This is a genomic window from Nostoc sp., assembly GCF_036917755.1.
In the GTDB taxonomy this organism is placed as follows: Bacteria; Cyanobacteriota; Cyanobacteriia; order Cyanobacteriales; family Nostocaceae; genus Nostoc.
On record NZ_JBALFC010000102.1, the window covers coordinates 1 to 26,244 of the forward strand.

Annotated in this window: 22 protein-coding genes; 13 read left to right on the plus strand and 9 right to left on the minus strand. The window is 42.2% G+C overall.

Translation table 11 applies throughout. The features are described 5' to 3' along the window. The first annotated feature begins 756 nt into the window (after nt 1–756). The 7 genes from V7L05_RS21380 to V7L05_RS21410 all read left to right on the plus strand — a co-directional run bounded on the left by V7L05_RS21380 (nt 757) and on the right by V7L05_RS21410 (nt 7,664). Nucleotides 757–1,251, plus strand: a complete 495-nt coding sequence (locus tag V7L05_RS21380; protein WP_335166913.1) for a hypothetical protein — start codon at nt 757–759, stop codon at nt 1,249–1,251. A gap of 217 nt (nt 1,252–1,468) precedes the next feature. Continuing rightward, complete coding sequence (locus tag V7L05_RS21385; RefSeq protein ID WP_335166915.1) at nt 1,469–1,795, plus strand: DUF6464 family protein; 327 nt, start codon at nt 1,469–1,471, stop codon at nt 1,793–1,795. A gap of 553 nt (nt 1,796–2,348) precedes the next feature. Beyond that, nucleotides 2,349–3,611, plus strand: a complete 1,263-nt coding sequence (locus tag V7L05_RS21390) for an ABC transporter substrate-binding protein (RefSeq protein WP_335166916.1) — start codon at nt 2,349–2,351, stop codon at nt 3,609–3,611. A gap of 7 nt (nt 3,612–3,618) precedes the next feature. Further along, nucleotides 3,619–4,569: a branched-chain amino acid ABC transporter permease gene (locus tag V7L05_RS21395; protein WP_335166918.1), complete on the plus strand. Its 951-nt coding sequence runs from the start codon at nt 3,619–3,621 to the stop codon at nt 4,567–4,569. 577 nt (nt 4,570–5,146) lie between these two features. Then, nucleotides 5,147–5,749 carry a Uma2 family endonuclease gene (locus V7L05_RS21400; protein WP_335166920.1) on the plus strand — a complete coding sequence of 201 codons (603 nt, stop codon included), beginning with the start codon at nt 5,147–5,149 and terminating at the stop codon, nt 5,747–5,749. A 39-nt stretch (nt 5,750–5,788) separates the two neighbouring features. Then, entirely contained in the window at nt 5,789–6,712 is a 924-nt protein-coding gene (locus V7L05_RS21405; RefSeq protein WP_335166922.1) for a branched-chain amino acid ABC transporter permease, read from the plus strand. Nucleotides 6,713–6,851: 139 nt separating this feature from the next. Continuing rightward, entirely contained in the window at nt 6,852–7,664 is an 813-nt protein-coding gene (locus V7L05_RS21410; RefSeq protein WP_335166923.1) for an ABC transporter ATP-binding protein, read from the plus strand. Nucleotides 7,665–7,946: 282 nt separating this feature from the next. Here V7L05_RS21410 and V7L05_RS21415 read toward each other — a convergent pair whose 3' ends face one another. Continuing rightward, a complete protein-coding gene (locus V7L05_RS21415; protein WP_335166925.1) occupies nt 7,947–9,020 on the minus strand; it encodes an aliphatic sulfonate ABC transporter substrate-binding protein in 1,074 nt (357 codons plus the stop codon). Nucleotides 9,021–9,446: 426 nt separating this feature from the next. Here V7L05_RS21415 and V7L05_RS21420 point away from each other — a divergent pair, with 426 nt between their 5' ends. Beyond that, a complete protein-coding gene (locus V7L05_RS21420; RefSeq protein WP_335166926.1) occupies nt 9,447–10,115 on the plus strand; it encodes a cadmium resistance transporter in 669 nt (222 codons plus the stop codon). A 273-nt stretch (nt 10,116–10,388) separates the two neighbouring features. Here the strand turns inward: V7L05_RS21420 and V7L05_RS21425 are convergent, their stop codons facing one another. The 3 genes from V7L05_RS21425 to V7L05_RS21435 all read right to left on the minus strand — a co-directional run bounded on the left by V7L05_RS21425 (nt 10,389) and on the right by V7L05_RS21435 (nt 15,629). Next, a complete protein-coding gene (locus V7L05_RS21425; RefSeq protein ID WP_335166928.1) occupies nt 10,389–11,879 on the minus strand; it encodes a glutamine synthetase family protein in 1,491 nt (496 codons plus the stop codon). Between the two features lie 846 nt (nt 11,880–12,725). Then, nucleotides 12,726–14,537, minus strand: coding sequence for a molybdate ABC transporter permease subunit (modB, locus tag V7L05_RS21430; RefSeq protein ID WP_335166930.1), 1,812 nt, complete (start codon nt 14,535–14,537; stop codon nt 12,726–12,728). Nucleotides 14,538–14,726: 189 nt separating this feature from the next. Then, entirely contained in the window at nt 14,727–15,629 is a 903-nt protein-coding gene (locus V7L05_RS21435; RefSeq protein ID WP_335166932.1) for a class I SAM-dependent methyltransferase, read from the minus strand. Between the two features lie 280 nt (nt 15,630–15,909). Between V7L05_RS21435 and V7L05_RS21440 the strand changes: the two genes are divergently transcribed. Then, nucleotides 15,910–17,421, plus strand: a complete 1,512-nt coding sequence (locus V7L05_RS21440; protein ID WP_335166934.1) for a hydroxysqualene dehydroxylase — start codon at nt 15,910–15,912, stop codon at nt 17,419–17,421. Between the two features lie 106 nt (nt 17,422–17,527). After that, complete coding sequence (locus V7L05_RS21445; protein ID WP_335166936.1) at nt 17,528–17,881, plus strand: DUF6464 family protein; 354 nt, start codon at nt 17,528–17,530, stop codon at nt 17,879–17,881. Between the two features lie 104 nt (nt 17,882–17,985). On the opposite strand, the gene fmt is transcribed toward V7L05_RS21445, so the two are convergent. Continuing rightward, on the minus strand, nt 17,986–18,990 hold the full coding sequence (fmt, locus tag V7L05_RS21450) for a methionyl-tRNA formyltransferase (protein WP_335166938.1): 1,005 nt from the start codon (nt 18,988–18,990) through the stop codon (nt 17,986–17,988). A gap of 972 nt (nt 18,991–19,962) precedes the next feature. On the opposite strand from fmt, the gene V7L05_RS21455 reads away from it, so the two are divergent. The 3 genes from V7L05_RS21455 (at nt 19,963) to V7L05_RS21465 (ending at nt 22,052) form a co-directional block, all read left to right on the plus strand. Next, entirely contained in the window at nt 19,963–21,282 is a 1,320-nt protein-coding gene (locus V7L05_RS21455) for a hypothetical protein (RefSeq protein ID WP_335166940.1), read from the plus strand. A 178-nt stretch (nt 21,283–21,460) separates the two neighbouring features. Next, complete coding sequence (locus tag V7L05_RS21460) at nt 21,461–21,820, plus strand: type II toxin-antitoxin system Phd/YefM family antitoxin (protein ID WP_335166942.1); 360 nt, start codon at nt 21,461–21,463, stop codon at nt 21,818–21,820. Between the two features lie 25 nt (nt 21,821–21,845). Continuing rightward, nucleotides 21,846–22,052, plus strand: coding sequence for a Txe/YoeB family addiction module toxin (locus V7L05_RS21465; RefSeq protein ID WP_334786279.1), 207 nt, complete (start codon nt 21,846–21,848; stop codon nt 22,050–22,052). 96 nt (nt 22,053–22,148) lie between these two features. Here V7L05_RS21465 and minE read toward each other — a convergent pair whose 3' ends face one another. The 4 genes from minE to V7L05_RS21485 all read right to left on the minus strand — a co-directional run bounded on the left by minE (nt 22,149) and on the right by V7L05_RS21485 (nt 26,195). After that, entirely contained in the window at nt 22,149–22,439 is a 291-nt protein-coding gene (minE, locus tag V7L05_RS21470) for a cell division topological specificity factor MinE (protein WP_335166945.1), read from the minus strand. A 35-nt stretch (nt 22,440–22,474) separates the two neighbouring features. Then, nucleotides 22,475–23,281 carry a septum site-determining protein MinD gene (gene minD / locus V7L05_RS21475; protein WP_335166947.1) on the minus strand — a complete coding sequence of 269 codons (807 nt, stop codon included), beginning with the start codon at nt 23,279–23,281 and terminating at the stop codon, nt 22,475–22,477. A 394-nt stretch (nt 23,282–23,675) separates the two neighbouring features. Further along, a complete protein-coding gene (minC, locus tag V7L05_RS21480; protein ID WP_335166948.1) occupies nt 23,676–24,707 on the minus strand; it encodes a septum site-determining protein MinC in 1,032 nt (343 codons plus the stop codon). Nucleotides 24,708–24,857: 150 nt separating this feature from the next. Next, nucleotides 24,858–26,195, minus strand: coding sequence for a four-carbon acid sugar kinase family protein (locus V7L05_RS21485; protein WP_335166949.1), 1,338 nt, complete (start codon nt 26,193–26,195; stop codon nt 24,858–24,860). Between the last annotated feature and the right edge of the window lie 49 nt (nt 26,196–26,244).

Here is a 26,244-nt window from a genome sequence, read left to right on the forward strand (position 1 = left end):
GACATAGCCGAGACCCTTATTTTTGTTAGATATTCTTAGTCTCGGCATTTTTTGTGACTTTTTTGCCCATTCTCAATCAATTGTAGCGATCGCTTAGCCCTGTCCAGTTGAGCAAATCCATATTTAGCAAGCTTTTTGCCTTTTTCTAACCGTCGAACTCACGTTAACATAAGGTTTGACAAAAGCCAGAAATTGTGTATCCTCTATGCCAATAACTAGAGTCAAACCAAAGTCAGTCAATGGAATAGTGGATCACAGAAGAACTAGAAAGAACCGAATTAGGGGGATCTAAAACTATTTGATACCGACAATAGGACTTTTCAAACATCCTCTCAGACTGGGAATGCCCGTCGTTGAGGCTCCGCCTCAAGACTTGCGGCTCTGCCGCAATTGAAGAGCATTTCCAGCCTCTTGCTAAAAACGAGGTTTGAAAAGGGTTTTTAAGAAAAAAATCGTGACTTTAAGAAAAAAATCGTGACTTTAAGAAAAAAATCGTGACTTTAAGGAAAAAATCGTGATATTAAGAAAAAAGTCGTGATATTAAGGAAAAAATCGTGAACTTAAGGGAGAAATTGTAATTTTAAGGGAAAAATTTTGATATTAATCACAAAATCGCAACTTTAGTAACGATAGCTTCTAGATCCGGGGTGATGGTTGTTGAAATTGTGTCTTGATTTAATATATGTTTATTTAGTACAAATATACTATTTTGCTGCTAAAATGCCTTACAAGTCAGCTAGCCTTACTTGAGGTAGTATGAAAAAAATCCCAGACACGGACAAAAAGCCTATTTTGCTGTTGCAGCCAACATCTGTAACTACTGCGATAGTGCCACTGCAACCCCAAGAGAAAAAAATCATCAGTGAACAGCAGCGTTTGATCGTGCAAGTTGAACGCATTAATCAGATGGCAGAAGAGTTAGAAACAGCGATATTAGAGTTGAAAGCGATCGCTAACACACTCAATACTCAAAAACGTTACCCAGTTTTAAATCAGCAGGGATGCAAAAATATTTGTCAATATTTTGCAGTTAGCGTCCCTTGGGTGAAACGAAAGCCAGACAAATCATTTATTCTAACGACGCGAAGAGTTGATTTATTCCGAGCCGAAAGGGAAGCCGCACTGCTAGCAGAGCAACTTCGTCAGCAAACCAAAAAAAGATTAGCATCGCAGCGACACAGAAAAAACAAGATTCGGGCTGAGGCTGACACCAAATGCTTGTTCAAAAAGGTATTACTCAATAAATCTTAAAATTATCGGCAACTCACCCCTAAGGTCGTAACAGTTATGCTGATTGAAGTGGCAGAAGAGATTTCTTCCTCAAAATTGCTAAATACCACGCTGCCATTGCTAATTGTAACCATAGTTGGTGGCAATTAGGCAAAGCTGCCCTCAGATTTGCACTCCCGTAAAATCAGAGTGCAACATCAGGGACAATCAATCAGCGCACAGAAGAGGTAAAAAGAAGGTGTTAAACACACTTTTAGTGATTGCCGTTGGTTTTTTACCGTCCCTGATTTCCCTGTGGGTGATCCGCAAAACCCATTTGCGATCGCGCTTACGGCTTAGACAAGCAGCCATGAATTTTAGATCGGTGCAGGGAGGGCAAAACGTCAGATCAGTTGAAGGCGATCGCTATTATTTAGAAGGGGTGGGTTATCTGATTGGCGACATTAGCTGCAAATTTAATGCCCGATCTGGTTACATTCGCTGTGCTGTCAATCCCGACGGGCCGTGTAACGGTTGCCGTCACTATGAACCTAAGAAATTCGCTGATAGTGAAAAAAAGGCTTAAGAGTGCTTACTTAGTAGTCAACTGACAAGGCGACTTCATAGCACATTCCCAAATAGAAGCGGGGAATGATAAAATCATTACTAATTATAATAAATTTGTATATACAAAGACTTTGAATGTTTGCTTTGCATGGTGGAATAAGAATGATTTAATAGAATTCGTGCAAGAGTGTAAATCTGCATCATTTTGTTTGCAGATTATAACGAAGAAGAATTCAGAATTCACGAGCCAGAATCCAGAATCCATTCTGGATTCTGTGCAATGGTTACTGAGTCGAAGTAGAGGCGCAGAAAATCTCGTTTCCAGCCTCTGGCTGGAAATGCCGATCCTGGTGGCTCTGCCGCAAGTTACGGAGGCGGAGCCTCAATGAGGGGCATTCCCAGTCTCCGACTGGGAACGAGATAAAATTTTTTCCGTGACTCTTTGCCCTGACTTGACTGCTCGGTTATTCTGAAATTCTGAATTCTGAATTCTGAATTCTGAAATTCTGAATTCTGACTCCTTCCATTATTAGCTTTTGCCGAATATCTAATAACTACATGATTATCCAACGATGAACAACGCGATCGCTCGGACAACAGCATTATTATCAACTTGCGCTTTGCTCCTAACAGGCTGTGGTGGTGGCACTAAGACTGTGACAAATTCTCCAATTAATAGTCCAAATAGTACCACAAATAACCCTGCAACTGATACCACAGCGACAACGGGTACATCGTCGGCTGCTATTCCCATCGGTATTGCCGTTGCTCAAACTAGCAACGTGGCATTACTAGGTCAAGAACAAGTCGCTGGAGCCAAACTTGCCGAGAAGTATTTCAATAGTAAAGGTGGTGTTAATGGCACACCAATTAAATTGGTGTTTCAAGATACTAGCGGTGATGAAGCCGGGGCAATTAACGCTTTTCAAAGTTTAATTAACAAAGATAAAGTTATTGGGATTGTCGGCCCAACTTTATCACAGCAAGCCTTTAGTGCTGACCCCATTGGCGATCGTGCAAAAGTACCAATTATTGGGCCATCAAATACTGCTAAAAACATTCCCGAAATTGGTGATTACGTTGCTCGTGTTTCTGCACCAGTTTCCATCGTCGCGCCTAATTCGGTGAAAGCTGCACTGAAGCAAAACCCCCAACTTAAAAAAGTCGCAGTTTTCTATGCTCAAAATGATGCATTTAGCAAGTCAGAAACGGAAATTTTTCAGCAAACAGTTAAGGATCAAGGGCTGGAATTGGTAACAGTACAAAAATTCCAAACCAGTGATACAGATTTTCAAAGTCAAGCTACGAATGCGATTAATCTCAAACCAGATTTGGTAATTATTTCTGGCTTGGCTGCGGATGGTGGTAATTTAATCAGACAACTGCGCGAACTGGGTTATAAAGGCTTAATTGTCGGTGGAAATGGTCTAAATACATCGAATATATTGCCAGTTTGTAAAGCATTTTGTGATGGCGTGTTGATTGCTCAAGCTTACAGTCCAGAACATCCAGGTGAAATTAACGCAGCATTTCGCAAAACCTATACTGACGAATACAAAAAAGAGCCGCCTCAATTTAGCGCTCAAGCTTTTGCAGCAGTGCAGGTTTATGTCGAAGCACTTCAAGCTTTAGATAAAAAGAGCAAAGTCAACAAATTACAGCTACCAGAATTGCGGACAGAATTAAATAAACAGATACTTGTGGGAACATATAATACACCACTGGGTGAAATTGGTTTTACTCCCATAGGTGAAGTTATTCAAAAAGATTTCTATGTAGCCCAAATCAAGATGGCAAAAGACGGTAGCCAAGGTAAATTCACATTTCTAAAATAGTTGCTAAATGAATATAAATCTATTTTTGCAGCAATTATTAAATGGGTTATCCATCGGCAGCGTCTATGCAATTTTTGCATTAGGATATACCTTGGTTTATTCTATTTTGGGCATCATTAATTTAGCTCATGGCGCGATTTTTACCTTGGGTGCATATTTCACTTATGCACTCATGGGTGGTAACTTTGGATTTAATGGCTTGTTGGCTAATGCAGCCTTGCCGATAAAATTACCTTTTGCTATATCCTTAATTTTAGGAAGTACCTTGGCGGGATTGATAGGGGTAGTAATGGAACGGATTGCTTTTCAACCTTTGCGGCGCCAAGGGTCTGATCCTTTACTAACTGTTGTTTCCAGCTTGGGGGTAGCAGTGGTAATTGTGAATTTAATCCAGTATTTAGTAGGCGCGGAAAGTTACACATACCCCGCAAATACTTATGGTAATTTGCCCTCTGCGATTAACTTTGGGAGTCCAGAAAACCCAATTCCGATTCGCAGTGTTCAGGTGGTAATTTTTAGTGTATCAATGGTGATTGTGGCAATTCTTACCTATTTTATCAATCGGACTAAATATGGTAAGGCAATGCAGGCGATCGCCGAAGATCCAACTACAGCTAGTTTGTTAGGAATTAATAGCGATCGTTTTATCATCCTAACATTCTTCATCAGCAGTTTTTTAGCAGGATTAGCGGGAACTTTAGTTGCTTCTAGTGTTAGTATTGCAGGGCCATATTTCGGCATTGCTTTTGGTTTACGGGGTTTAGCGGTAATTGTCTTAGGTGGTTTAGGTAGTATTCCTGGTGCAGTGTTGGGAGGTTTGTTAATTGGATTAGTGGAGGCGTTTGTACCCGCCGAATACTCTGGATATAAAGACGCAGTAGCCTTTGGAATTTTGTTTATCATGTTATTAGTTAGACCCCAAGGTTTGCTAGGACGGCGGTTTATTCAGAAAGTTTAAAGTTCAGGAGACGTAGCAGGGCTATTTCATTCTCATCTAGCCCACCTCAGAATGAATTCTGAGTCTAATATAGGACTTACGCACAAGAGATCCCCCAACCCCCTTAAAAAGGGGGCTTTTAAGGTTCCCCCCAATTTATCGGGGGGTTAGGGGGGATCTAGGTTTCAGGTTTTGAGTGCGTAAGTCCTGTAATAGCGAAAGTCGTCTAAAGACGACTAAGTACAGCATTTCATAAATCCGTGACGAATTGAGTAAGCTACTAGTAAGGCTTTGGGAAACTTATATCTTGCACCAGGCGACTGGAAGTCGCGGCTACACGAGGCAAAACCTGCCTGCGCGGGTTGAAAACATTGATTTTGTGTTAGTCCGCGCAGGCGGACTTCGTTTGTATAGCCGCGATTTCTAATCGCTAGGGCTAGGTGCAAGATGTGAGGAGACTTGATAACGCTACGAACTTGTGAAATTCTGTACTAAGAAAAGGTTATAGTCCGTTTTAACGGACTTTAGTTATTAGCCCGGAACTTTAGTTCTGGGCGGTTTATGTCAAAAACGAAATAGCCTTGGGAGACGTAGCCCTATGAAAACATACACCAAACAAAAATTAACTTTTGATCAATTTTTAGAACAGTGTCCAGAAGAAGGTTTATATGAACTTGTAGATGGAGAAATTGTCGAAGTGCGTGCAACCAGAAATCATGATGATGTCGCTGATTTTATCGCTGACTCTTTCCATGATCAAATTAGGCGAATTAACCTAAATTACGTACTAACAAACACAGCATTATTGAGAACGATAACTGCTGATGGAATAGAACAAGGGCGCAAGCCTGATGTAAGTGTGATAGATAAAGATAGATGGCGCTCAAATCGTTCTGCTTACTCTGCACTTGAAGAACCCATCCAGTTAGCTATAGAGGTAACATCAACTAATTGGGAAGATGATTACATTGATAAATTAGATGAATATCAACGCTTAGGTATTACAGAATATTGGATTGTAGATTATTTAGCGATCGCACTAAGAGAGTATTTAGGAAATCCAAAAGTTCCGGCTGTATTTGTTTTTCTATTAGATGCTGAGGGAAAATATCAACGCACACAGTTTAGAGGTTCAGAACGGATTGTGTCACGAACTTTTCCTGAACTGGCGCTGACAGCAGAGCAAATATTAACAGCTTAATAGTTGATAAAAGCTATAGTTTGATTAAGCTTAATTAAAATGGCTGATTTTTTCGCTACTTACGGTTCTCTAATTGTCTCTATGGTATTGGGGGCGCTACTAGGTTTATCGCTTTACTTACCGCTAATGACAGGGCAATTGTCTTTAGCTAGTCCGGGATTTTATGCTTTAGGTGGATATATTGCAGCAATTTTATCCACAAAAGTTTTGACATCTAGTAGTAGTTTATATCCCATTCCATTGCTGTTATTAGAGATGTTAATTGCGGGTATAATTTCTGGTTTATTGGGTATAATAGTGGGAATTCCAGCGTTGAGATTGCGAGGAATTTATTTAGCGATCGCAACTATCGCTTTTGTGGAAGTTCTGCGCGTCATCTCCCTCAATCTAGATATTACAGGCGGTGCTGTGGGAATTTTTGGCATTCCTCAACCTTTCCAAACACAACTTGAATATTTATGGATTGCTCTACCCTTACTATTAATTAGTATGGTGTTGCTTTATCGTTTAGAACGCATCCGCGTCGGAAGGGCTTTTATCGCTATCCGCGAAGATGAATTAGCTGCGGGTGCAATGGGAATTAATCCCACTTATTACAAAGTTTTGGCATTTACATTAGGGGCTATCCTAGCAGGGATGGTAGGTGCAATTAGCGCCCACTTCCTTAATACCTGGAATGCTCGTCAAGGTACTTTTGATGCCAGTATTATATATTTAACTTTTGTTTTGATTGGTGGTTCGAGAAGTTTTTTAGGCCCAGTAGTCGGAGGTATGGTATTTACAGCCTTACCAGAGATTCTGCGAAGTCTCGCTGATACTGGTGGTTTACCTAATTGGTTAGCACAATTTTTGCGAGATGGGAGATTAATTATTTTTGGCTTCCTAATCGTAATAGGTACAATCTTTTTCCCCCAAGGGTTAATTACTCCAGAGATTTTCCCAAGACGCAAAACCCAAAAGTGAACTATTCATAATAATATGCAAAAATGTCATATCATGTCCGGGCAATTAAGCATAATACCCCCAAGCCCACCCCGCGAAAGCTGCACTTTAGCTCCCCTCCCCGCTCTTCGGGAGGGGTTGGGGGTGGGGTTCTTTTATTATGGATAATTTGGCGGACATGATATCACACAGGACTCCAGAAGCTAACAACAGTATCGTCTTAGAAGCAAGAGCATTGACTCGCCGCTTTGGTGGTCTAGTGGCGGTAAATAATGTATCTTTTAGTGTAAATAAACATGAGATTTTTGGACTGATTGGCCCGAATGGTGCTGGCAAAACAACACTGTTTAATTTGATTACTGCCTTCATTCCACCTTCTAGCGGCCAATTAATTTATCAAGGTGCAGAAATTTCCCAACTGCGTCCTGATCAAATTGCTGCTTTAGGTATCGCCCGTACCTTCCAAAATATCCGCTTGTTTGGGGAATTATCGGCGTTAGAAAATGTGATAATTGCCCGACATTTACACACTAAAAGTAATATGATTACAGGAATTTTGGGATTACCACCAGCGCCTAGTGAAGAATTGAAAACTAAGCAAAAAGCTTTAGATTTATTGGATTTAGTGGGATTGAGCGATCGCGCTGACGAAAAAGCCAAAAACTTTGCTTACGGTGATCAGCGTCGGCTAGAAATTGCCCGCGCTTTAGCATTAAAACCGCAAATCTTACTTCTCGATGAACCTGCGGCGGGAATGAACCCCAACGAAAAGCAGCAACTCAGTGCATTTATTTGCAGCCTTCGCGATCGCTTCAATTTGACGATCATCCTTATAGAACACCATGTACCATTAGTTATGGGTTTGTGCGATCGCATTGCTGTGTTAGATTTTGGTCAATTAATTGCTTTGGGTGAACCATCTATAGTTAGAAATGACCCGGCTGTAATTGAAGCTTATTTGGGAAATGAATGAATTTATTGAGAAAAAATACTCATACCATTTCTTTGTAAAGCTGCGCCAAACCCTTTTAACTTCTTTCTTTCTTCGCGTCCTTCTCTACGAGACGCTACGCGAACGCGTCCTTGGCGGTTCGTTACTATTGACAATAGTTAAGGTAGATGGGGGCGGTAAGATGTTAACAAGTACTGGGTAAGTTGGCAGTCGGTAGCGCTCTTGTGCTAGTGCTGCATAAGCTCTCATGCGTAAAAAAGTACGGGCTACGCCTACGCAAAAGCAATCAGTTAGAAAATCGGATTAATAAGTCCAGTTTTGCTTAGTCTGCAAGCTATAGGTTCCATCTTTCACATTCACCCGCTCAGGAATCAGATTTATATCTCTAAATATATTTGCTTGATGCTGTAGGGCAGTGAGCGATTGATCGTCAATGGGAATAATGGCGCGTTCGCCACTATGTTTCTGTAAAGTTTCGACGATGGATGGATCGATTTCATGATGTTCTGTCAATCGTTTAACAGCTTCTAATTCCTGTCTCTTAGCCCAAGTTCCAGCTTCATTTACTTCTTCTAAAATCACCTTGAGCAAGTCGGGATAGTCGCGTACCAACTCTGGAATCGCGTAGTAATAAGTCGGAACTTCTACGGAGGCTTTGTCACCAAATATGCTCTCTAAGTCTGCAATCGATCGCCCTGGGTAAGCGCTTCGAGCTTGAGTTGCTGTGTAGGGAACCCAAATCACCCAAGCATCGACCTCACCCCGGCGGAATACGGGTAGCGCCTCCGGTTGTGTTAGATAAACTGGCTCAATGTCGCTAAAATCGAGTCCGACTTTTGCTAGCGATCGCACAAGTATATAATGTGCGCTTGAGCCTTTGTCAAAAGCGATCTTCTTACCCTTCAGGTCGGCAAGTGTCTGAATCGGCGAATTTTCCGGTACCAGAATCGCTTGACCTTTGGGAGAGGTATATTTTTCTTTAGCTACTCGCACAAATACATGATCCGCCGCTTGAGAAAAGATGCTGGCCGTGCCGCCGCCGCCGCAAAAGTCAATTGTCCCGTTGCTGAGTGCTTCAATCAGAGAAGATGCTGATAAAAAACTTGTCCAGGTGACACTCAGCCCATAAGGTCGCAAACGGTTTTCCAGCAAGCCTTGAGTACGGAGAACTTCCAGATTTGTCATCCCCTCTGGATATCCTATTTTGAGTTGCTTGAGCCGCCGCGCTTGTTCAGCTAAGGGCGTGTTGCTAGATTGACCAGAACGGCTAGAAAACCAGCGATCCAAAACTATACAGAAAATTATGCCTCCCACAAATAGTCCCACAGTTTCCAATAACTGCATTATTGAGCTTTTGGGTAGTTTGAACTGATTCATTAGAGAGGATATCTGATTGCTAGATTCAGAAGCGGCAATAACATGACCGTCAAAAACTAGAGTCAAAACCAAAATCGAGACAAGGCCAATGCAAAATCTAACTGCAAATTTGTAGGTAGCCGATCTACGAATGGCTGATCTGAGCGACCGTAAGATGTTTTGACCTGTGCCTCTAGGCAGAAGGTCAATCAAACGGCTAATCATAATGACTCCTTTGATAAATATAGGTGATGGACATTGCCGGATGAATTGGAGATAGGAGATAAAGTCAAAGCACCCCTTGATATGTATAAACTACCAGATTTGCTCTGAGTTACACCCAATATGGGATACTCACATTATCATATCGATATTGTGGGAATTCTCTACAACGGTTGAGCGATCGCTAGTTTTGGTCATCAGATAGGTGTTGAGTGAGGGATAGTAATGGATTGGTTAATTGCAACAATTAAGATCGGGCTAGCTGCGGCTGTGGCAACAACCTTTGACGACAATATTTATCTGACTGCCTTCTTCAGTGAGGTTAATCGTACTTTTCGTCCTCAACATATTGTAGTTGGTGAGATTTTAGGGTTCACGGCATTAGTGATAGTAAGTTTCCTTGGTTTTTTACTGGGTCTAGCAATTCCTGAGACTTGGATTGGTCTACTAGGGATTCTGCCGATACTCATTGGCATTAATAATTTGCTCAACCTTAATAAGGATGACTCAGCCGAAGATAAGTCAGCCAATCTAAAAAGAAACTCTAAAATTCGAGGATTTGATTCTAGAAAGCGATCGCTCTGGGACGTAATCCGCGATCCGCAGACCTATCGCGTCTCTGCGGTCACAATTTCCAACGGCGGCAACAATCTTGGGATCTATATTCCCCTGTTTGCTACCAGCTCAATCCAAAATCTGTTTGTAATCATACCTGTTTGCTATTTGATTCTTTTCTGCTGGCTATTTATGTCCTATAGTCTGACACATCTACCTGGTATCGCTTTGATACTCAGCCGTTATGCTCGCAAGATTTTCCCCTTCGTGCTGATGTGGCTGGGTTACAGAATTTTGATGGATAGCGAATCCTATCGTCTTTTTCTACCAAAGTCTTGACGGCATCCAAAAAATCTATGGCAACAGTGTAGTGTTGCAGCACTAGCTGTTGCTTAGAGTGAAAAATCATGGGGTTTCCTTAGAGCAAATCGTGTGTCAGTTTTTAGCCCGGTGAGAGTCAAACAATTTTAGATTTTAGATTTTAGATTTTAGATTGACCCCAGCAATCAAGTCAGGGGCAAGTCATTTAATTTTAGATTTTGCGGAAAAGTGATTATCATTATGATTTACTGGTAATTTCATTTTTTGGAAGTTCTTTAAACCAAACTCAACTCAAAATAATTCAAAATATTCTCTTTGCTCCCAGTTAGTCACCTGCAATAAATAGTCTTCTGGTGGCTGCGAAGCGACGGACTGCAAAAAGCGATTAATTTCACTCTGTTTCATCTTAATGATGAAGTTGATGAACTCCTGCCCCATTTTTTCAGAAAAAAGTTCGCTTTGGCTCAAATATGAAATTGCCTCTGGCAAACTTTTAGGCAAGGTCTGACTTTCTGTAGTGTAAGGTGACTCTGTTGGGGAGCCAGGGTCAAGTTTATGATCTACACCATCTAACCCAGAAATCAATTGCGATGCCATATACAGATAGGGATTGGCTGCTGGTTCTCCAACTCGGTTTTCAATGTGGGTGGTGGGGTCATCAAAACCGCCTTGTAATCTAATCATTGCCCCTCGATTTTCCAATCCCCATCCTGCACGGTCAGGAGCTAGGGAATAAGGTCTAAATCTTTTGTAGCCGTTAATTGTTGGGGTTGTGAACACAGAAGCAGCATTGGCGTGTTTGAGAAGACCACCAACGAAGTGTTTACCTAAATCTGACATCAGGGTTTTGGTGTTTGCAGACATGAAAGCGTTCTCGCCTGTGGTTCGGTCTACAAGGGATTGGTGCAAATGCCAGCCATTAGAAGAACAACCTTGCAGTCCTGGACGACACATAAAGGATGCGATGTAACCTTGTTGACGGCAGATTTGCTTCGTCGCCATTCGGAATATCATCATTGTATCCGCAGCTTGCAATGCCGGAATTGGGTCAAAGGTAAATTCAAATTGACCGGCACCTCCTTCGTTTTCTACACTCCTTAAAGGCAATTGCATTTCAACTAAGTTTTCTGCCAGAACGCGCAGTAAGTCGTGAATCTCTGGATTGTGAGATTCTAAAAGGTATTGGAAGCTATGTTCTACAGCGCTAACTTTGGCAGGTTCACCAGGTTTTCCAGAAGTACCAACATCAGCGATCGCTAACATCGGATCTGACAACTTTGCCAGATACCACTCAACTTCTAAGCCAACAATATGCTCCAACCCTCTTTGTTCTAACTCTACCAATGATTGGCGCAAAATACCGCGACTGGAAAAGGGCATTACCTGACCATTTTGAAAGTACTCGTCACAGAGGATAAAGCCAGTGCGTTTTGCCCAAGGCAAAATTTTGAAGGTATGAGGGTCAGGAACAGCCACAAGATTTGGCGCACCTGTCATCTGAGGCATATCTAAGCTTCCGCCGGGAACGAAGGGGTTAAATACTATTGCACCACCAGTATCAAACAGGAATGTCCCTGTGCTAATTTGCATACCGTTTTCTAAGGCGCTTAAAAACGCTTGGGGTAAGAGCGACTTGCTGCGAACAATTCCATGCTGGTCTGACCAAGCGGTACGAATCAACAATAGATCCCGTTCTTTGACAACAGCCTTGATCTTTGAAGATGCTTCTTTTTGGATTTCTGTCCACAGGTGATGACGCTCAATAAATCCAGGTTTTTTCATTTGGATTACCTAATCATGTTCAACTCAAGAGTGCGGTTAGTTTGAAATTAGCTTTCGTCAGCCGCTTCCATTCTTGGTGATCACCGCGAATTTCTAACTCATCTGTATGGTATAATTTATAATTAACCCTTTCAAGGTGTGTTATTTCTGAGCTAGAATCTTAGCTGTAGAGACATGGGGCTTTGTTTTAAGAAAGGCTGCGCTTTCTTCCCACCTCGTGGATGACGGCGAAAAGCTCTCAAGCTCAGTTGAGTGATCGCTCAGATATTCTTGCTCATCTAGAAGAACGTAAAGTATTCTGAGGTCAATATTGCCCTTCTAAGCTAATCGGCATTTACAGCAGTTTTCATCTATTTGAACCACATCTGTCGTCGGGGTACAGCAATGAGCAATGCTGTACCCCTACCAACGTATTTGTATCATTATTAAAGTAAAACAGTATAACTCATAGGTTCCATTTTCTAAAGGTTCTAGAATCCCATGATCTCTATCTAATTGATTGGACTAATTGAGATTATTTGTCTGGATCAAAGTAGCGACGGGGGAGCATCTCAATGAGTGTAAAAAGCCTTGTAAAACCTCACCCCAACCCTCTCCTTACCAAGGAGAGGGAGCAAGAATCTTGTTTCTCATCTGGTATATTTTCTTTCACTGAGATGCTCCCGCGACGGGGTTGCTTGGCAGGAAGTTGAATTTGTTGAATGGACAATGTTTGAGAAGATTCGACACTTTTTGGATCAATGATGAATTTTTGGGCAATGGAGGCAGAGAGTCCTTGAGTTAGTGATTGTCTTGTTTATTCATTCAAAACCTCCAAGGATTTTTTCCTTATGTATATCTCTGCGTTCACTCCATCAAAATCAAGCGCAGAGGATCTAAACGCACATACCAAGGAAAAGGTTGGTCTTTCATAGTCGCCCATTTTTCTTTGAAGACTTCAGCTTGCAGATGGTAATCTTGAGAATTTATGGCAGCCGAATGTAATTTGAGAAACAACGTCATTCGATGGGGCGTTTCACTTGTGCCTACTACCCAGCAGGGAAAGGTATTTTGCTGTGATGAGTCGTTGGTAAAAATGAACTGATGGGCACGAATGCCGACGTGGGATAATTCGCTCTTGATTGGTTCAATTACTTGAAGAGTACAACCCCAATCAGTCGCCTCCACCTGGTGCGATGATTGGAGAACAGCACGGGAGAAGTTTTTGCATCCGGTAAGTTGGGCAACACTCACAGTAGTAGGATGCTCGAAAATATCATGTTTGTTGCCATAATGAACGGCTCTACCATGCTCCAATACCAACAGATTCGGGCAAATCCGATAAGCTTCTTCCATATTATGAGTGACAAATAAAGTCACACCTTGGTAGTCAGCAAGAGTTTCTGTCATTTGCTGCTCTAATTGACTACGCAGATGGGTATCGAGTGCTGAAAACGGCTCATCTAAAAGCAATGCTTCCGGTTGACTTGCCAATGCTCTTGCCAAGGCTACTCGTTGTTGTTGACCCCCAGAAAGTTGGTGCGGATAGCGATCGCCTAATCCTTGCAACTGCATCGCTATTAGTTGCTCCTCTACCTGTACTCTAATACTGCCAGCAGATAGTTTTTTGGGCAAGCCAAAAGCGATGTTTTGCGCCACACTCATGTGCGGAAATAGGGCGTAATTCTGCACTAAAAAACCGATGTGGCGATCGCGGCTGGGTAAATTAATTCCTTGTTCGGAGTCAAACAGGACTCTGCCATTTAAAACTATGCGCCCGATTGTGGGTGTTTCTATCCCCGCAAGGCAGCGCAAAATCATGCTCTTACCTGCTCCAGAACCCCCCAACAATCCCAAGGGTTGATCATTGCTATTGAAAGCAACTTTTAAATGAAAGCTAGGAAGTATTTTTTCAATGTTGACAAACAATCCACCAGATTCAAAGCTAGAGTGCGGCGTATAAAGATTTTCTCCCCCTGCTCCCCCCGCTCCCTGCTCCCCGCTCCCTACTCCCCTCTTCTTTTCCCGCAATTCTTGCCAGAAGTTGACTGCAATAATTCCAGATAGAGAAATCACCATAATTGCGATCGCCCAAAACCACGCCTCATTCATTGCTCCCGCTTCCACAGCAAAATAAATCGCCATTGGGATTGTCTGCGTTTGTCCGGGAATGTTACCAGCCAGCATCAACGTCGCGCCGAATTCTCCCAAAGCGCGGGCAAAAGCAAGCATTGTGGCGGCGACAATACCAGGTAGTGCTAGGGGAAAACTGATGCGCCAAAAGATTGTGGCTTCGGTTGCGCCAAGGGTTCTAGCTACTCGCAGCAGATTACCATCTATTTGTTCAAAAGCTCCCAATGCAGTTTTATACATCAAAGGGAAAGAAACTACGGTAGCTGCGATCGCAGCACCATACCAAGTAAAGACGATGCTGAAGTCAAAAGCCTGCATGAGTTTCCCTACAGGGCCATTTTTCCCAAAAAATAGCAGCAACAAGAAGCCGACAACCGTGGGCGGTAAAATCAGTGGCGCAATAAAGATACCCTCAATCAGCGATTTGCCTTTGCCACGATATCCCAGCATCCAGTAGGCAGCAGCGATACCCAAAAAGAAGGTGATAAATGTAGCAAGTAATGAAGTTTTGAGTGATATCCAAAGAGGCGATAAGTCCAATGGCATAGTTGCGTAGGGAAGAATTAGCTCAACTAATCCCTAATTTACCAACTTTAGTTTAAATATGTAGGTAAAAGTTGGTAAATTACCTAACAAACAATAAAGAAAATGGCAAAAACTAAACAACGCTGTAGGGGCACAGCAATGCTGTGCCCCTACGACAGGTGTAATTCAAATAGATGAAAATAGCTGTAATTATTCCAGTTGACTGCTGTAGGCACTAAAACCATAAGCCAAAGTTTCTTTTAAACTACCTGATGGCTTGAGACTTCTGTTGATAGCATTAGCAAACGGCACCGGAATTCCTTTAATAGTTTCCGGCAAAATTGCATATTCTTCCGTTGGTTCGACAATGTATTGTGGACATTTCGTTTTCATCCCAGCAGTCGCTAACATTTCATTTATTTCAGCAGATGTATATTGCTTGAGATAAACTGGATTTCTCACAAATGGGTTCAGCCTTCTGATAAAATTATGGATAATATGAGAAGGACAAGACTTGTTGTGAAAGGAATGATTAAAAACGAAAATTCCACCAGGCTTTAGCATCCGAGAGATATCAGCCAACAAATTTCTTAATTGTGCATCTGGGATATGCATAAAGACGCAGTTAGAAATGACCAAATCTATAGAATTATCTTCTAAAGGCAATATTTCAGCAGAATCGCAAATCAAGTTAAATTCAGCTTCTGGGAAAAAATTATATTCTTGTTTAACCTTGATTAACCGCCGCAACAAAGGCTCAGAAATATCAATTCCATAATATTTTTCGCATCTCAGATTTTTCGCTTTAGAAAGATGTAAAGATGCGCGACCATAACCAGAACCAATCTCTAAAATAGAACCAACAGATTTATTCAACGGGAATTTATTCCAAGTACCTCCAGGCGTGCCAGTTAGCAGAGTGTAATCTTGTTTCATCGGCGACGTATCTGCAACTTTTTCAATTTTTTGGGAACCATAGTATGTTTTACCAATTGCGTCCCACGTTTTTTTATGTTGAGTATTATTCAACTGTTCATAGTCGCTAGGAAAATAAATGCCATCTCGTAATTCAAAGTCATTTAGACTGAATTTTGCATTTGCTAATTGATTCATTATGATTATTCCTTATGAATAGTTAAGTCTGTTTTCTGTTATACTCTTAACTCAGCATGAACCGCAAGTGATTTTTACTGAACTCCTTCACCTTAGCCATTCTTCAGAGCTACGGGAATTCCATTAGCCCTTTTAATGTTAAGTTAACACGCATGACAGCTGTGCTACCAAAGCGCCTATTGCATCCAAAGGGGAAACCGCTATAATAGCAACCCGTCATCTGATCAGAGCGGCAAGTTCGTATACATTAGTTGATGGACTGCAACAATTGGAGGCTGTGATGGTAGAAGGGTTACAACGAAAACGGGTGGTAGTTGTAGGTGCTGGTTGGGCTGGTTTAGGAGCAACCTACCATTTGGCAAAGCAAGGCTATGATGTGACACTTCTAGAAGCAGGCCCCTATCCTGGTGGATTGGTGGCAGGTTGGCAAACAGCCGCCGGAAAATCTGTTGAAGCTGGCATTCATGGCTTCTGGTATCCTTACAAAAATATTTTTTCCCTAATCAATGAATTAGAAATTAATCCTTTTACTACTTGGACTCGTTCTTCGCAATATTCGCCAGCAGGTTTGGAAGTTGAATCACCGATTTTTCAAGACTTACCGCGACTCCCCTCGCCACTGGGAACTTTTCTCTATACTCAGTTTAAGCGGCTGCCACTAATTGATCGTCTCAGCGCTCTGCCTTTACTTTATGCAGTTGTTGATTTTGACAATTCTGATGCAGCTTGGCGGCGCTATGATTTTGTAACTGCCCGTGAATTGTTCAAAGAATTTAACGTTTCTGCACGACTTTACCGCGAGGCTTTTGAACCAATGTTATTAGTGGGCTTATTTGCCCCTGGTGAACAATGTTCAGCCGCAGCAACTTTAGGAATGCTTTACTTTTTTATTCTGGCTCATCAACCGGATTTTGATGTAGTTTGGTGTCGGGGAACTGTTGGTGAAAAGATATTTCGTCCTTGGGTGGAACGTATTGAAAAAGCTGGTGTGCGAGTATTGCCCAAACGACGGGTTACAGACTTAATTGTTGATAGTAATCATCGAGCCAAGGGTGTAGTTTGCGGTGATGAAGTAATTGAAGCAGATGCCGTGATTTTTGCGGTTGGGATCACGGGGATGAAGAAAATTGTCTCAACTAGCCCTAGTTTACAAAACCGTGAAGAATTCCGTAATTTGAGCAATTTAGGAGCAATTGATGTTTTAGCAACGCGACTATGGTTTGACCGCAAAATTGATATTCCTCGTCCTTCCAATGCTTGCTTTGGATTCGATGCAACTACAGGTTGGACATTTTTTGATTTGAATGCTCTACATGATGAATATCGGGATGAGCCGGGAACGGTAATTGAAGCTGATTTTTATCATGCGAATCAGTTTCTGGGTTTGAGTGATGAGGAGATTTTACCCATAGTTCAGGGTTATTTAGCAACTTGTGTGCCAGCGTTTCGAGAGGCAAAGATCATTGATAGTAGTGTAATTCGGCTACATCAGGCGGTGACTCATTTTGCACCTGGTAGCTATCGTTATATGTTGCCCGCTAAGACAAGTTTTGAGAATGTGTTTATGAGTGGGGATTGGATTGTGAACCGTCATGGTTCCTGGTCACAGGAAAAGGCTTATGTTACTGGTTTGGAGGCGGCGAATTTGGTGGTGTCTTATTTGGGAGAAGGTCAGCCATCTGAGATTTTAGCTGTAGAAGAGGATGAAGTGCATATACAAGTGGCGCGATCGCTCAACCAAACCTGGCGCGACTTGGGCAAATCTATCCTCCCTGACTTTTGGTTGCCGTAATTCGTAGGGGCGCAGGGCATTGTCAATAATTGTAATCTAAATTCGGTAAGCTAAAGAAAGCTATTACGATACCATCCTTATAACGTAAATCAAATTACATCAGCTTATGGAGCCAGACTCTTTACAAACCGAGGTGATTCTGACGCATCCGCGTGAGTCTCTCGGCAGAGTTCAACTTGATTGGACACCCCAACCCGGAAACTATCTCGATTTTGAAGGTAAAACCTACGCGGTTTTAGAGCGCCGCCATAGATACCAACTTAAAGCCGGACGTTACCGTTTGCATAATATTGCTATTTACGTGCAGTCTGCAAAACGACCATCTGAGAAAAGTTTGGTTGGGGGACGTTGGGTAATCGGTGATGCCACCTGCTGCTACAATGCTCATTCAGAAATTATTCGCTGTGCAGTTAACCCAGATGGCCCTTGCAAATCTTGCCGATTTTATGAAAAGTCTTAGGAGAGACGCGATTAATCGCGTCTGTACAGGAGTTAGGAGAGACGCGATTAATCGCGTCTGTTAAAAGTTATTCTCCCTCATCCCCCTCATCCCCCTCATCCCCCTCAACTCCCCGCACCAAAAACTTCTCCCACAGTTAAGCGGGTACCATTAACAAAATCCCATCCCGACTGGGGACGTTTACCAGCTAGCTGAACCTCTCGCAACAGCAACAAACCTTCCCCAGTTTGGACGATCGCGCCAATTCCTTTAACAATGCTCACTACCTCTCCGGGTTTGTCTGATATATTTGACAAATCAGGCAATTTATGCAGTAATTCTTGTAATTCTGATGGGAGATTGCGATCGCCTACAGAAGCAAGGGGAGCAGAAGCAGTGATTTTCAGCAGGTTGTTACGAAAGGTAGCCGTGCAGTTAGGGTAAAAGCCTCTGATTTGATTGTGTAATTGGATAGCGCTTTTTGACCAATCTAAACCATAATCTTGTTTTTGAATCAGAGGTGCATAAGTAGCTGCTAAATTATCTTGGGGGATTGGTTGAATTTCCTGGCGTGACAACTTCAAGAGAGTTTCCACCAACAAATCCCCACCGATCGCAGCTAGTCTGTCGGCTAAATCTTGGGCATTATCCAGTAATCCAATCGGTGTAGTGGCTATTTCTAGCATTGCCCCGGTATCCATCCCCACATCCATTAACATAGTCGTGATCCCCGTTTCCTTCTCACCGTTATACAAACACCACTGAATCGGCGCTGCACCGCGATATTTGGGTAAAATCGAGCCATGCACATTAATGCAGGCTAACTTTGGCATATTTAGGATTTTTGACGATAAAATCTGTCCATAGGCGACAACAACAAATACATCTGCATCTAATTGTTTGAGTTGGGTTAAAGTTTCAGCGTCTTTTTTCACCCGTTCGGGTTGCCATACTGGTAAGTTGTGAGCAGTTGCGATCGCTTTTACTGGTGAAGGCGTAAGTTTATTTCCGCGTTCCCGGCGTTTATCTGGTTGAGTCACAACTGCCAACACCTCAAATTCTGAATGATTCAATAACTTTTCCAACGTGGGTACAGCAAACTGTGGTGTACCAAAGAATACAATTTTCATTAATAAATAGTTGTTAGTTGTTAGTCATTAATTAATGGTAGGTGCGCCCCTGATAACTGACAACATCTAAGTTGCATATCGAAATAGAATTCACCAAGCCAGGATTTAGCAGCCTCTTACATTCTGCACGGCAGTTGCAAAGCAAAGTTTTTTGTAAATAATATCGGCTGTTTGGTGGTACAATATTTTCGTATTGGTGAAACCAAAGGCTGCTTGATTAACTTAATAGTTAATTTGACAAGTGTAACAGCTAGGATCAACTGCATCTGCCTAAGGAAAGCCTAATCGTTTAGTGGTATTTCGTCACGAGCCGCTAGAGCATCTACCGAGTAAATTTTGTTGTGTTCCCGATCATTTCCCCTAAATTGGCGTTAAATGCAGTTAGGTTTCTAAAGCACGATTGCATCTTCTAGCTATTTTTGTAGTTGAGATTGCAATTTATAACTTTGGGTTGCTGACAACAGTATTTTCTGAGTATGATTTTATTATCCGTCCGCTTTAAGAGCTTATTCACGTAACGCCTCACATTTACCGTTATCGGGGTTTGCACTGTTATATTGAGTGTGTAACATGACTTGTTTGCTGCGTACTAGCGATCGCTAGTACGATCCCCAACAACTAAGTCATCTCACTCTTAGTTACCAGCTTTATTAGCCCAAACTATACCTTGAATATCCCTCGACTAATACCTGTTTTTTGGTGTGGTTGGGTATAGTAGAAACAACATTATATGTGTAGTAATTACTGAGTTATCAGCATACTTACTATACTATTTTTGCAACCAAACATTCAGTACTTGAATAATAAAAGCTGTAGACAATGATACTTAATTTTTGTAAAACTCTGCAAACTTTGAAGAAAATATCTAGTCATTGCTTTTAATTTTTTGTTATACATATAATTACTGGCTGCCCCATTGCTGCATAGGTATTGCTTCACACATAGCGACCACCACTTCTAGAGAGTCTACAAATGCTTAAACCCCTTTTGCTGTCAGGATGGTTCCGCACGCAACCATTTTTCAATTATGTTGTCGTTGTGATACTTATCGCACCCTTGTTAGGAGCATCGGGTCACTCAATCCCAGTCAGATCCGAAGTAGCTAAGGTAACTTCTATAACTGGAGAGTCTGACTCTGTATCAAAGGAAATAGCTGTAGTTGGGCAACCTGAGATAGCTGAAATATTAAAAACAGATCAAATCAACTCCTTAACAAAAGAATTTGACTCTGTGCCAATACAAAATACTGCTGTCCAGAAACCGCAAGTATTACCACCGGATAAAATTGAGTCTTTGGATCAAGCAGATAGTTCTGTATCAAAGAGCGATTTAACTGTTTCTGATCCTTTGGCAGCAGTTGAACTTGCACCATTAACAGAGGTTCCTGTTAGTCAACTTAATTTAATCCGAAAACTTAAAGCTGCTAATATCAAGTCTTTGAAAGCACAAGAAAACTCTGTTTCGAGAGAAAAGTCTTTTAATGAATCATTGACAGCAACTCAAGTAGTACCAACTCTTAGAGAATCACAACCAAGCACAACGACGGAAATACCTGCTGCTGAACCAGATGATCAACCCCAAGCAGAACAAATAGATCCCATAGGCAGTCCTCATCCTATTCCTTGGAAATGGATCACAGCGACTCAAGAAGCTATTGGTTCCAAGGGTGGTTCGGGAGTGCGTCACTACCGCAGCATACCCGTGGTTTCTCCAGATGGTAAATATGCTGTTTATAGCCGGGTGCAACTAGAAGTAAAACCGCAAATGTACAATAGCCGTGTCACCAGCGTTATGTTTGTTCAAGATATGCAAACCAAAAAGTTGTGGGTGATGGCTTCAACTGCTGCTGTTAGCGATCCTTTATTAAAGGTAAAGGCTGTAAAGGCGGTGTCGTCAGAACAAACTGATACGAACGGTCAGATTGGGGTATTAGTTCCAGTTAGCTGGTCGGAAAAAGGCGATCGCTTCTTAGCACGCAAGTTTGAAGGTATATTTAACACAGGTGATTCCACAGATAGTGCAGTAATTTGGGATCGGCAAAAAAATCACGCTAACACAGTTACTCCTGCTCATGAGGAAGATCATGATCAAATTGCCGTATTGTTAGGTTGGAGTAAAAGCCAACCGGATCATGTGCTATTTCGTGCCGGTGAATTGGGCGAGGAAAACTGGCCATTAATGCAAGTTGCTAATGATGGCAAGACTGTAACGACAACAGACGATGATCAGCCGATTACCTTTGGTAAAAAGGTTACAGAAATTTGGGCAGGCCCACAAGTAGCCTACCGATAGATTATAAAAAATCTTACATACTCCCGTTGTCGTCACTGCTGACAACGGGAGATTTTTTTGGCGTAGCATAAATCTGTTATGTTACGATAAAAGCATCAACCTGTACAGACTTTGTGTACAGGTTAAGCGAGAATGTAGTTAATTCAATTTACAAGTCAAAACGGAACTTTTGATACTTATGGTTTCTGCTAGTTATACTTACACACAAGCACGAGAAAAGCTGGCTGAACTGTGCCAGAAAGTTACTTCAGAACGCGATTTTGTAATCATTACACGTCGTAATGCTGAAAATGTAGCTTTAATAGCTGTTGATGAACTTTCTAGTATTCTAGAAACTGCTCATCTTTTACGTTCTCCCCGTAACGCTGAACGTTTGCTAACAGCTTTAAATCGAGCTAAATCAGGAGTTGTGAAATCTCAAAGCTTGGATGATCTTAGTAAGGAGTTAGGATTTGATCAAAAAGAAGAACCTCAAAAACCAATCAAAACAAGAAATTCCAGCAACTCCAAAGCAAAGAAAAACAGTATTTCAACCTGAATTTTTAGAAGACTTAAAATTTTGGGTGGAAAATGATCAACGAGTTACCCTTAAAGTTTTGGATCTTGTCAAAGAGACTTGCCGAGATCCTTTTAAGGGGAAAGGTAAGCCGGAACCTTTAAAATATTTAGATCCTAATACTTGGTCTCGCCGATTAACACAAGAACATAGAATTGTATATCTTGTAAAAGATGATGAAATAAATTTTTTACAAGCTCGTTATCATTATTAACTATGTTTCATAACAAGCCGTAACTGTAGCGAATTGTATAGTTTTTGACCAGCATCAGCTTTTAAAATACCCTCTAAGATTAAAACTAATAAAGACTTATTTATCACCCCTTTCCCACTCAGGTACGACACCTTTCACCCGGCGGATGGGCAAATTAGCAATTAAAGCTGTGGTTCGTTGGTTGCTTTCTAAAGAGAACTCCAAGCCCTCTGTCTCAATTTCGACATAGCGACAGACTACATCTAAGATTTCTTGCCGCATTTTTTCCAAGGTTTGAGGATCTAAGTCAGCGCGATCGTGAGCAATCACCAATTGCAGGCGACGTTTCACCTGAGTTCGACTGCTATCAGCACCGCGAGAAAAAAGTCGTTCTAGAAGTTCAATCATTACGAATAGGTCTGGGGCGGAGACTCGAAAATAAGTTAAACAATCTTTGTCCACAACAACCTTCGTAGACGGGCGAAGATGCTGTCTTGGGACGAGTCGATCTCCAGAAATTCGACACTTTCCCCTTCTAATCTACGAGCAATGTTCTCAAAGGCTATGGCAGCTAAAGAGGGATTTTCCGCTAACACTAAGGGTTCGCCGCGATTGGTAGATACAATAACACGCTCGTCGTCAGGGATTACCCCGATCAGGGGAATGGCGAGAAGTTCCTGAACATCTTGCACTGACATCATATCATTTGCTTTCACCATTGCGGGTCTGATGCGGTTAATTATTAAATGAACACGCTTAATGCCTTGTGCTTCTAGTAACCCTACTACCCGGTCAGCATCACGAACTGAGGAAATTTCTGGCGTGCTGACAATTAGCGCTTCTTTTGCCGGCCCGATCGCATTTTTAAACCCATTTTCAATACCGGCGGGGCTATCAATAATTACATATTGATACTTTTGGGCTAATGCATTCACCAATAGCTTCATCTGTTCAGATGTGACTGCATCTTTGGAGCGATTTTGGGCTGCTGGCAAGAGTACAAGATTGGGTTGGCGCTTATCTTTCACCAAGGCTTGTTCTAAGCGGCACTCTCTAGCCAAGACTTCCACCGCAGTATAGACGATGCGGTTTTCTAGCCCTAGCAGCAAATCCAAATTTCTCAGACCAAAATCCGCATCAACCAAGGCAACTTGACGCCCCATTTTGGCTAAAGCCATGCCCAGATTTGCCGAAACTGTGGTTTTACCCACTCCTCCTTTACCGGAGGTAATCACAATAATGCGAGTCATGATAGAAATGCGGTCAATGAGGGTTCAGGAAATATAAAACAGTAAATTGCAGTATAAAGTATCAAGTATCGTAGCAAGTATGAAGAAATATCTGATCTCCCTGATTCGGGTGAGGTATGAATATTTTTTTGATCGCGATGTCTGACGACAAGCCCAACTCTTGGAGTGGCTGCGCCAACGGGTTCGGGGGTGACGCTACTTAACGTCGCTAACGCAATCGACGGGAACTGCCAAGACTGCGACCCCCTCACCGCTTTGCGCCTACGCTCGGTTGTGTGCAATACACTTCTCTAGGGGAAAGGAGTTATGGATTAGAGTAGTGTATTCCATCTACATGAAAACCGCTATATTTCATCCTTCGTATTCTTATCCTTTAAGTAAATATTCAGGGCTGCTAATTGTTCTTAGTAAATTGGTTTCTGGAAAAATCACTAGCCCTAGCGATGCGAATCCCTTGGGGCGTAATATGTGCCACTTCTGGAGAAAATTGCATCGGTAATTTTTCTGGTGCCCTAGCTACAGCATCTGCGATCCGCAATTGGGTTGGCTCCATTTGCAAGGCCATAATTAGACACTCACTATTACCTCCAGCTCCAGCATGAGCGATTCCACGTAGACGACCCCAGATGATAATATCTCCATCTGCAATTACAATACCACCTGGATTTAAATCTCCCAATAGAATTACTGTCCCAGGATGACGAATTTCTACTCCAGAACGGACTGTCATTTCCAGATAGAGGGCATCTGCCTGGGGTATGGCTGTAACTGTCGGCTCTGATATCAGAGAACTTACGGGCTGTAGTTGTTCTACAGAATACCCAGATGTCACCGCCGCGATCGCAGTTTGCCGACGACTGGTAGAGACAGATATGAGCCGGAGTTCGACTTCACTCAAAGCTTCGCCAAGTTCTTGCAGTTGTCTGGCATCTACTAAACGGTCTTGTGCCATTAGATGCACTGGCGTATTTGATATACGGAAGCGATTGCCTGCATTCAGACGCTGTTTTATTTGTTGCCAAATATCAGACCAACTGAGTTCTGAGGCAGATACTTGAGATTCTGGAGGCAAAATTAATAACAGTCGTCCCTCCTTACTTTTTAACTGGACTTGAGTATTATCATTGAGGCGATGCGCTGGTAATGCTGACTCATCGGGATTTAAATCAGTCAGGATAAAATCTGATGTCGCATCAGGATTTGACTCTACATCTGGGTTAGCAGGATTTGACTCTACATCGGCAAGGACAGTATTTGATTTTAAATAAAGGAGGACAGATTTTAACTCAGCATCCGGGAGGATAGAATCTGACTCTAGATCAGAAACAGTCGGATTTACCTCTACCTCAGAAAGGATAGAATTTGGTTCTGCATTCGGAAGTGCAGAATTTGACTTGAGATTGGGAATCGCAGAATCAGAAGTCATGCAGTACTAGCCAAAAGACAACAGATTTTAAATTTTGGGTCGCACCTTTGGTGCGCTGACAGCGCAACTTGGATTTTGGATTTGTGTCACCTACAAGGGGTGTTGGACTAGCGGAACATTAGTCCGACATCAACCAAAAGATTCTTTAATCTAAAATCTCGAATCTAAAATTGGCACGGTCAACCTTTGATAAATTGTCGCCAAGGCATCAGCATCACCGACATTACCAGGAAACAGCACTACAGGCAAATTAGGAAACTGGGGATGATCCGATGGCGTTAACACCATTGAACAACCAGCTAAAATTTGACCGAGTAAGCGGGCTGAAGTTAAAGCGAGTCCAGTACTCAAAACATCATTAGAGGTAATACCACCCTTGCTGATTAAGAATCCTATATCAGATGGGAAACCGCGCACAATATCCATTAATAAACTTGAAACTTTTGCCCCAAAATCCAATCGTGTCTTAATATCTTTAAAACTCAGTTCCTGACGGCTAGTATAAACTACTGGTGTTTTGCCAGCCGCGTGTACCGCCCGTGTACTTTCTTCAATTTCAGTTAGCAGTGTAGCAGATTGATTTGCATCATCAAGTAATCGCGCTACATTTACTTCGATTCCCACTATTCCTTCTACTTCCAACAGTGCTTCTAATTGCTGAGTAGTCTTTTTCACATGGGAACCAACAATTACCGCACCTGGTTTGCCTTGCCGCACGTACTGCGCCATGTTTTCGGGGGCAATGGGTTGGGGTGGTAAAGCGGCTAAAGCGGTTAAAATACTGGCAGCACTGCGAAATAGAAAGCGTTTCCCTTGACTGGCTGCTGCTAATATGTCTACTGCAAAGCGGTTGAGATCAGATTGAGTTTCACCATCGACGACAGCGCACTGATTACCATTAAGTTGTAACAAGCGTGACAAACTACCAGCGCGAATATCGGCCAGGAGAAATCTTTCTACAGCTTCGGCACTAATTCGTCCTTGAGTCTTTTCTTCGACATACTTGGGTAAGTAACTGTGATGGTAGCTGAAGACTGAATCACGGGCAAATTCGGTTTCATGGACTGGGGTGGGTACACCGCCAATAATTAAGTAATGTACGCTGTCGCGGGTGATGCGTCCGCCCTCAAAAAATGCTGGTACGAGAAAATGAGCATCAAAGGGGCCGAGTTCTTGAGCGATCGCATCAGTTTCAATGGGATAATGTCCCCGCAAAGTAGAATCAGAACGGCTGACAATCAAAAAATCGTCAATTCCTTCCGCATTCAAGGCGATTTTCAGGTTTTGGCAAACTTCTCTGGTTACAGATGCGGCTGACTCTGGCGTTAAGGATCTAGTGTTAGTCAGTATAAAGAAAATCGGCGAATCATCCTGTAACCCGGTGCGTAAAGTGTCCACATCCCAGTGCATTAGCAGTAAGCAGCTGTGGACTGTTTGAGAACCCGTAGGATCATCATCCAGAACAATTATTTTGGGTTTTTTGTTCATTTAAGTCAACGGGGCGATCGTTTTCTGGGAAAGTTAAAAAGGCGGTTAG

Excerpts from the sequence above, each read along its gene's own strand:
- V7L05_RS21380 (WP_335166913.1), top strand. The coding sequence starts at position 757 with ATGAAAAAAATCCCAGACACGGACAAAAAGCCTATTTTGCTGTTGCAG.
- V7L05_RS21390 (WP_335166916.1), top strand. The coding sequence starts at position 2,349 with ATGAACAACGCGATCGCTCGGACAACAGCATTATTATCAACTTGCGCT.
- V7L05_RS21395 (WP_335166918.1), top strand. The coding sequence starts at position 3,619 with ATGAATATAAATCTATTTTTGCAGCAATTATTAAATGGGTTATCCATC.
- V7L05_RS21400 (WP_335166920.1), top strand. The coding sequence starts at position 5,147 with ATGAAAACATACACCAAACAAAAATTAACTTTTGATCAATTTTTAGAA.
- V7L05_RS21405 (WP_335166922.1), top strand. The coding sequence starts at position 5,789 with ATGGCTGATTTTTTCGCTACTTACGGTTCTCTAATTGTCTCTATGGTA.
- V7L05_RS21410 (WP_335166923.1), top strand. The coding sequence starts at position 6,852 with ATGGATAATTTGGCGGACATGATATCACACAGGACTCCAGAAGCTAAC.
- V7L05_RS21415 (WP_335166925.1), bottom strand. The coding sequence starts at position 9,020 with ATGAATCAGTTCAAACTACCCAAAAGCTCAATAATGCAGTTATTGGAA.
- V7L05_RS21420 (WP_335166926.1), top strand. The coding sequence starts at position 9,447 with ATGGATTGGTTAATTGCAACAATTAAGATCGGGCTAGCTGCGGCTGTG.
- V7L05_RS21425 (WP_335166928.1), bottom strand. The coding sequence starts at position 11,879 with ATGAAAAAACCTGGATTTATTGAGCGTCATCACCTGTGGACAGAAATC.
- modB (WP_335166930.1), bottom strand. The coding sequence starts at position 14,537 with ATGCCATTGGACTTATCGCCTCTTTGGATATCACTCAAAACTTCATTA.
- V7L05_RS21435 (WP_335166932.1), bottom strand. The coding sequence starts at position 15,629 with ATGAATCAATTAGCAAATGCAAAATTCAGTCTAAATGACTTTGAATTA.
- V7L05_RS21440 (WP_335166934.1), top strand. The coding sequence starts at position 15,910 with ATGGTAGAAGGGTTACAACGAAAACGGGTGGTAGTTGTAGGTGCTGGT.
- V7L05_RS21445 (WP_335166936.1), top strand. The coding sequence starts at position 17,528 with ATGGAGCCAGACTCTTTACAAACCGAGGTGATTCTGACGCATCCGCGT.
- fmt (WP_335166938.1), bottom strand. The coding sequence starts at position 18,990 with ATGAAAATTGTATTCTTTGGTACACCACAGTTTGCTGTACCCACGTTG.
- V7L05_RS21455 (WP_335166940.1), top strand. The coding sequence starts at position 19,963 with ATGCTTAAACCCCTTTTGCTGTCAGGATGGTTCCGCACGCAACCATTT.
- V7L05_RS21460 (WP_335166942.1), top strand. The coding sequence starts at position 21,461 with ATGGTTTCTGCTAGTTATACTTACACACAAGCACGAGAAAAGCTGGCT.
- minE (WP_335166945.1), bottom strand. The coding sequence starts at position 22,439 with ATGATTGAACTTCTAGAACGACTTTTTTCTCGCGGTGCTGATAGCAGT.
- minD (WP_335166947.1), bottom strand. The coding sequence starts at position 23,281 with ATGACTCGCATTATTGTGATTACCTCCGGTAAAGGAGGAGTGGGTAAA.
- minC (WP_335166948.1), bottom strand. The coding sequence starts at position 24,707 with ATGACTTCTGATTCTGCGATTCCCAATCTCAAGTCAAATTCTGCACTT.
- V7L05_RS21485 (WP_335166949.1), bottom strand. The coding sequence starts at position 26,195 with ATGAACAAAAAACCCAAAATAATTGTTCTGGATGATGATCCTACGGGT.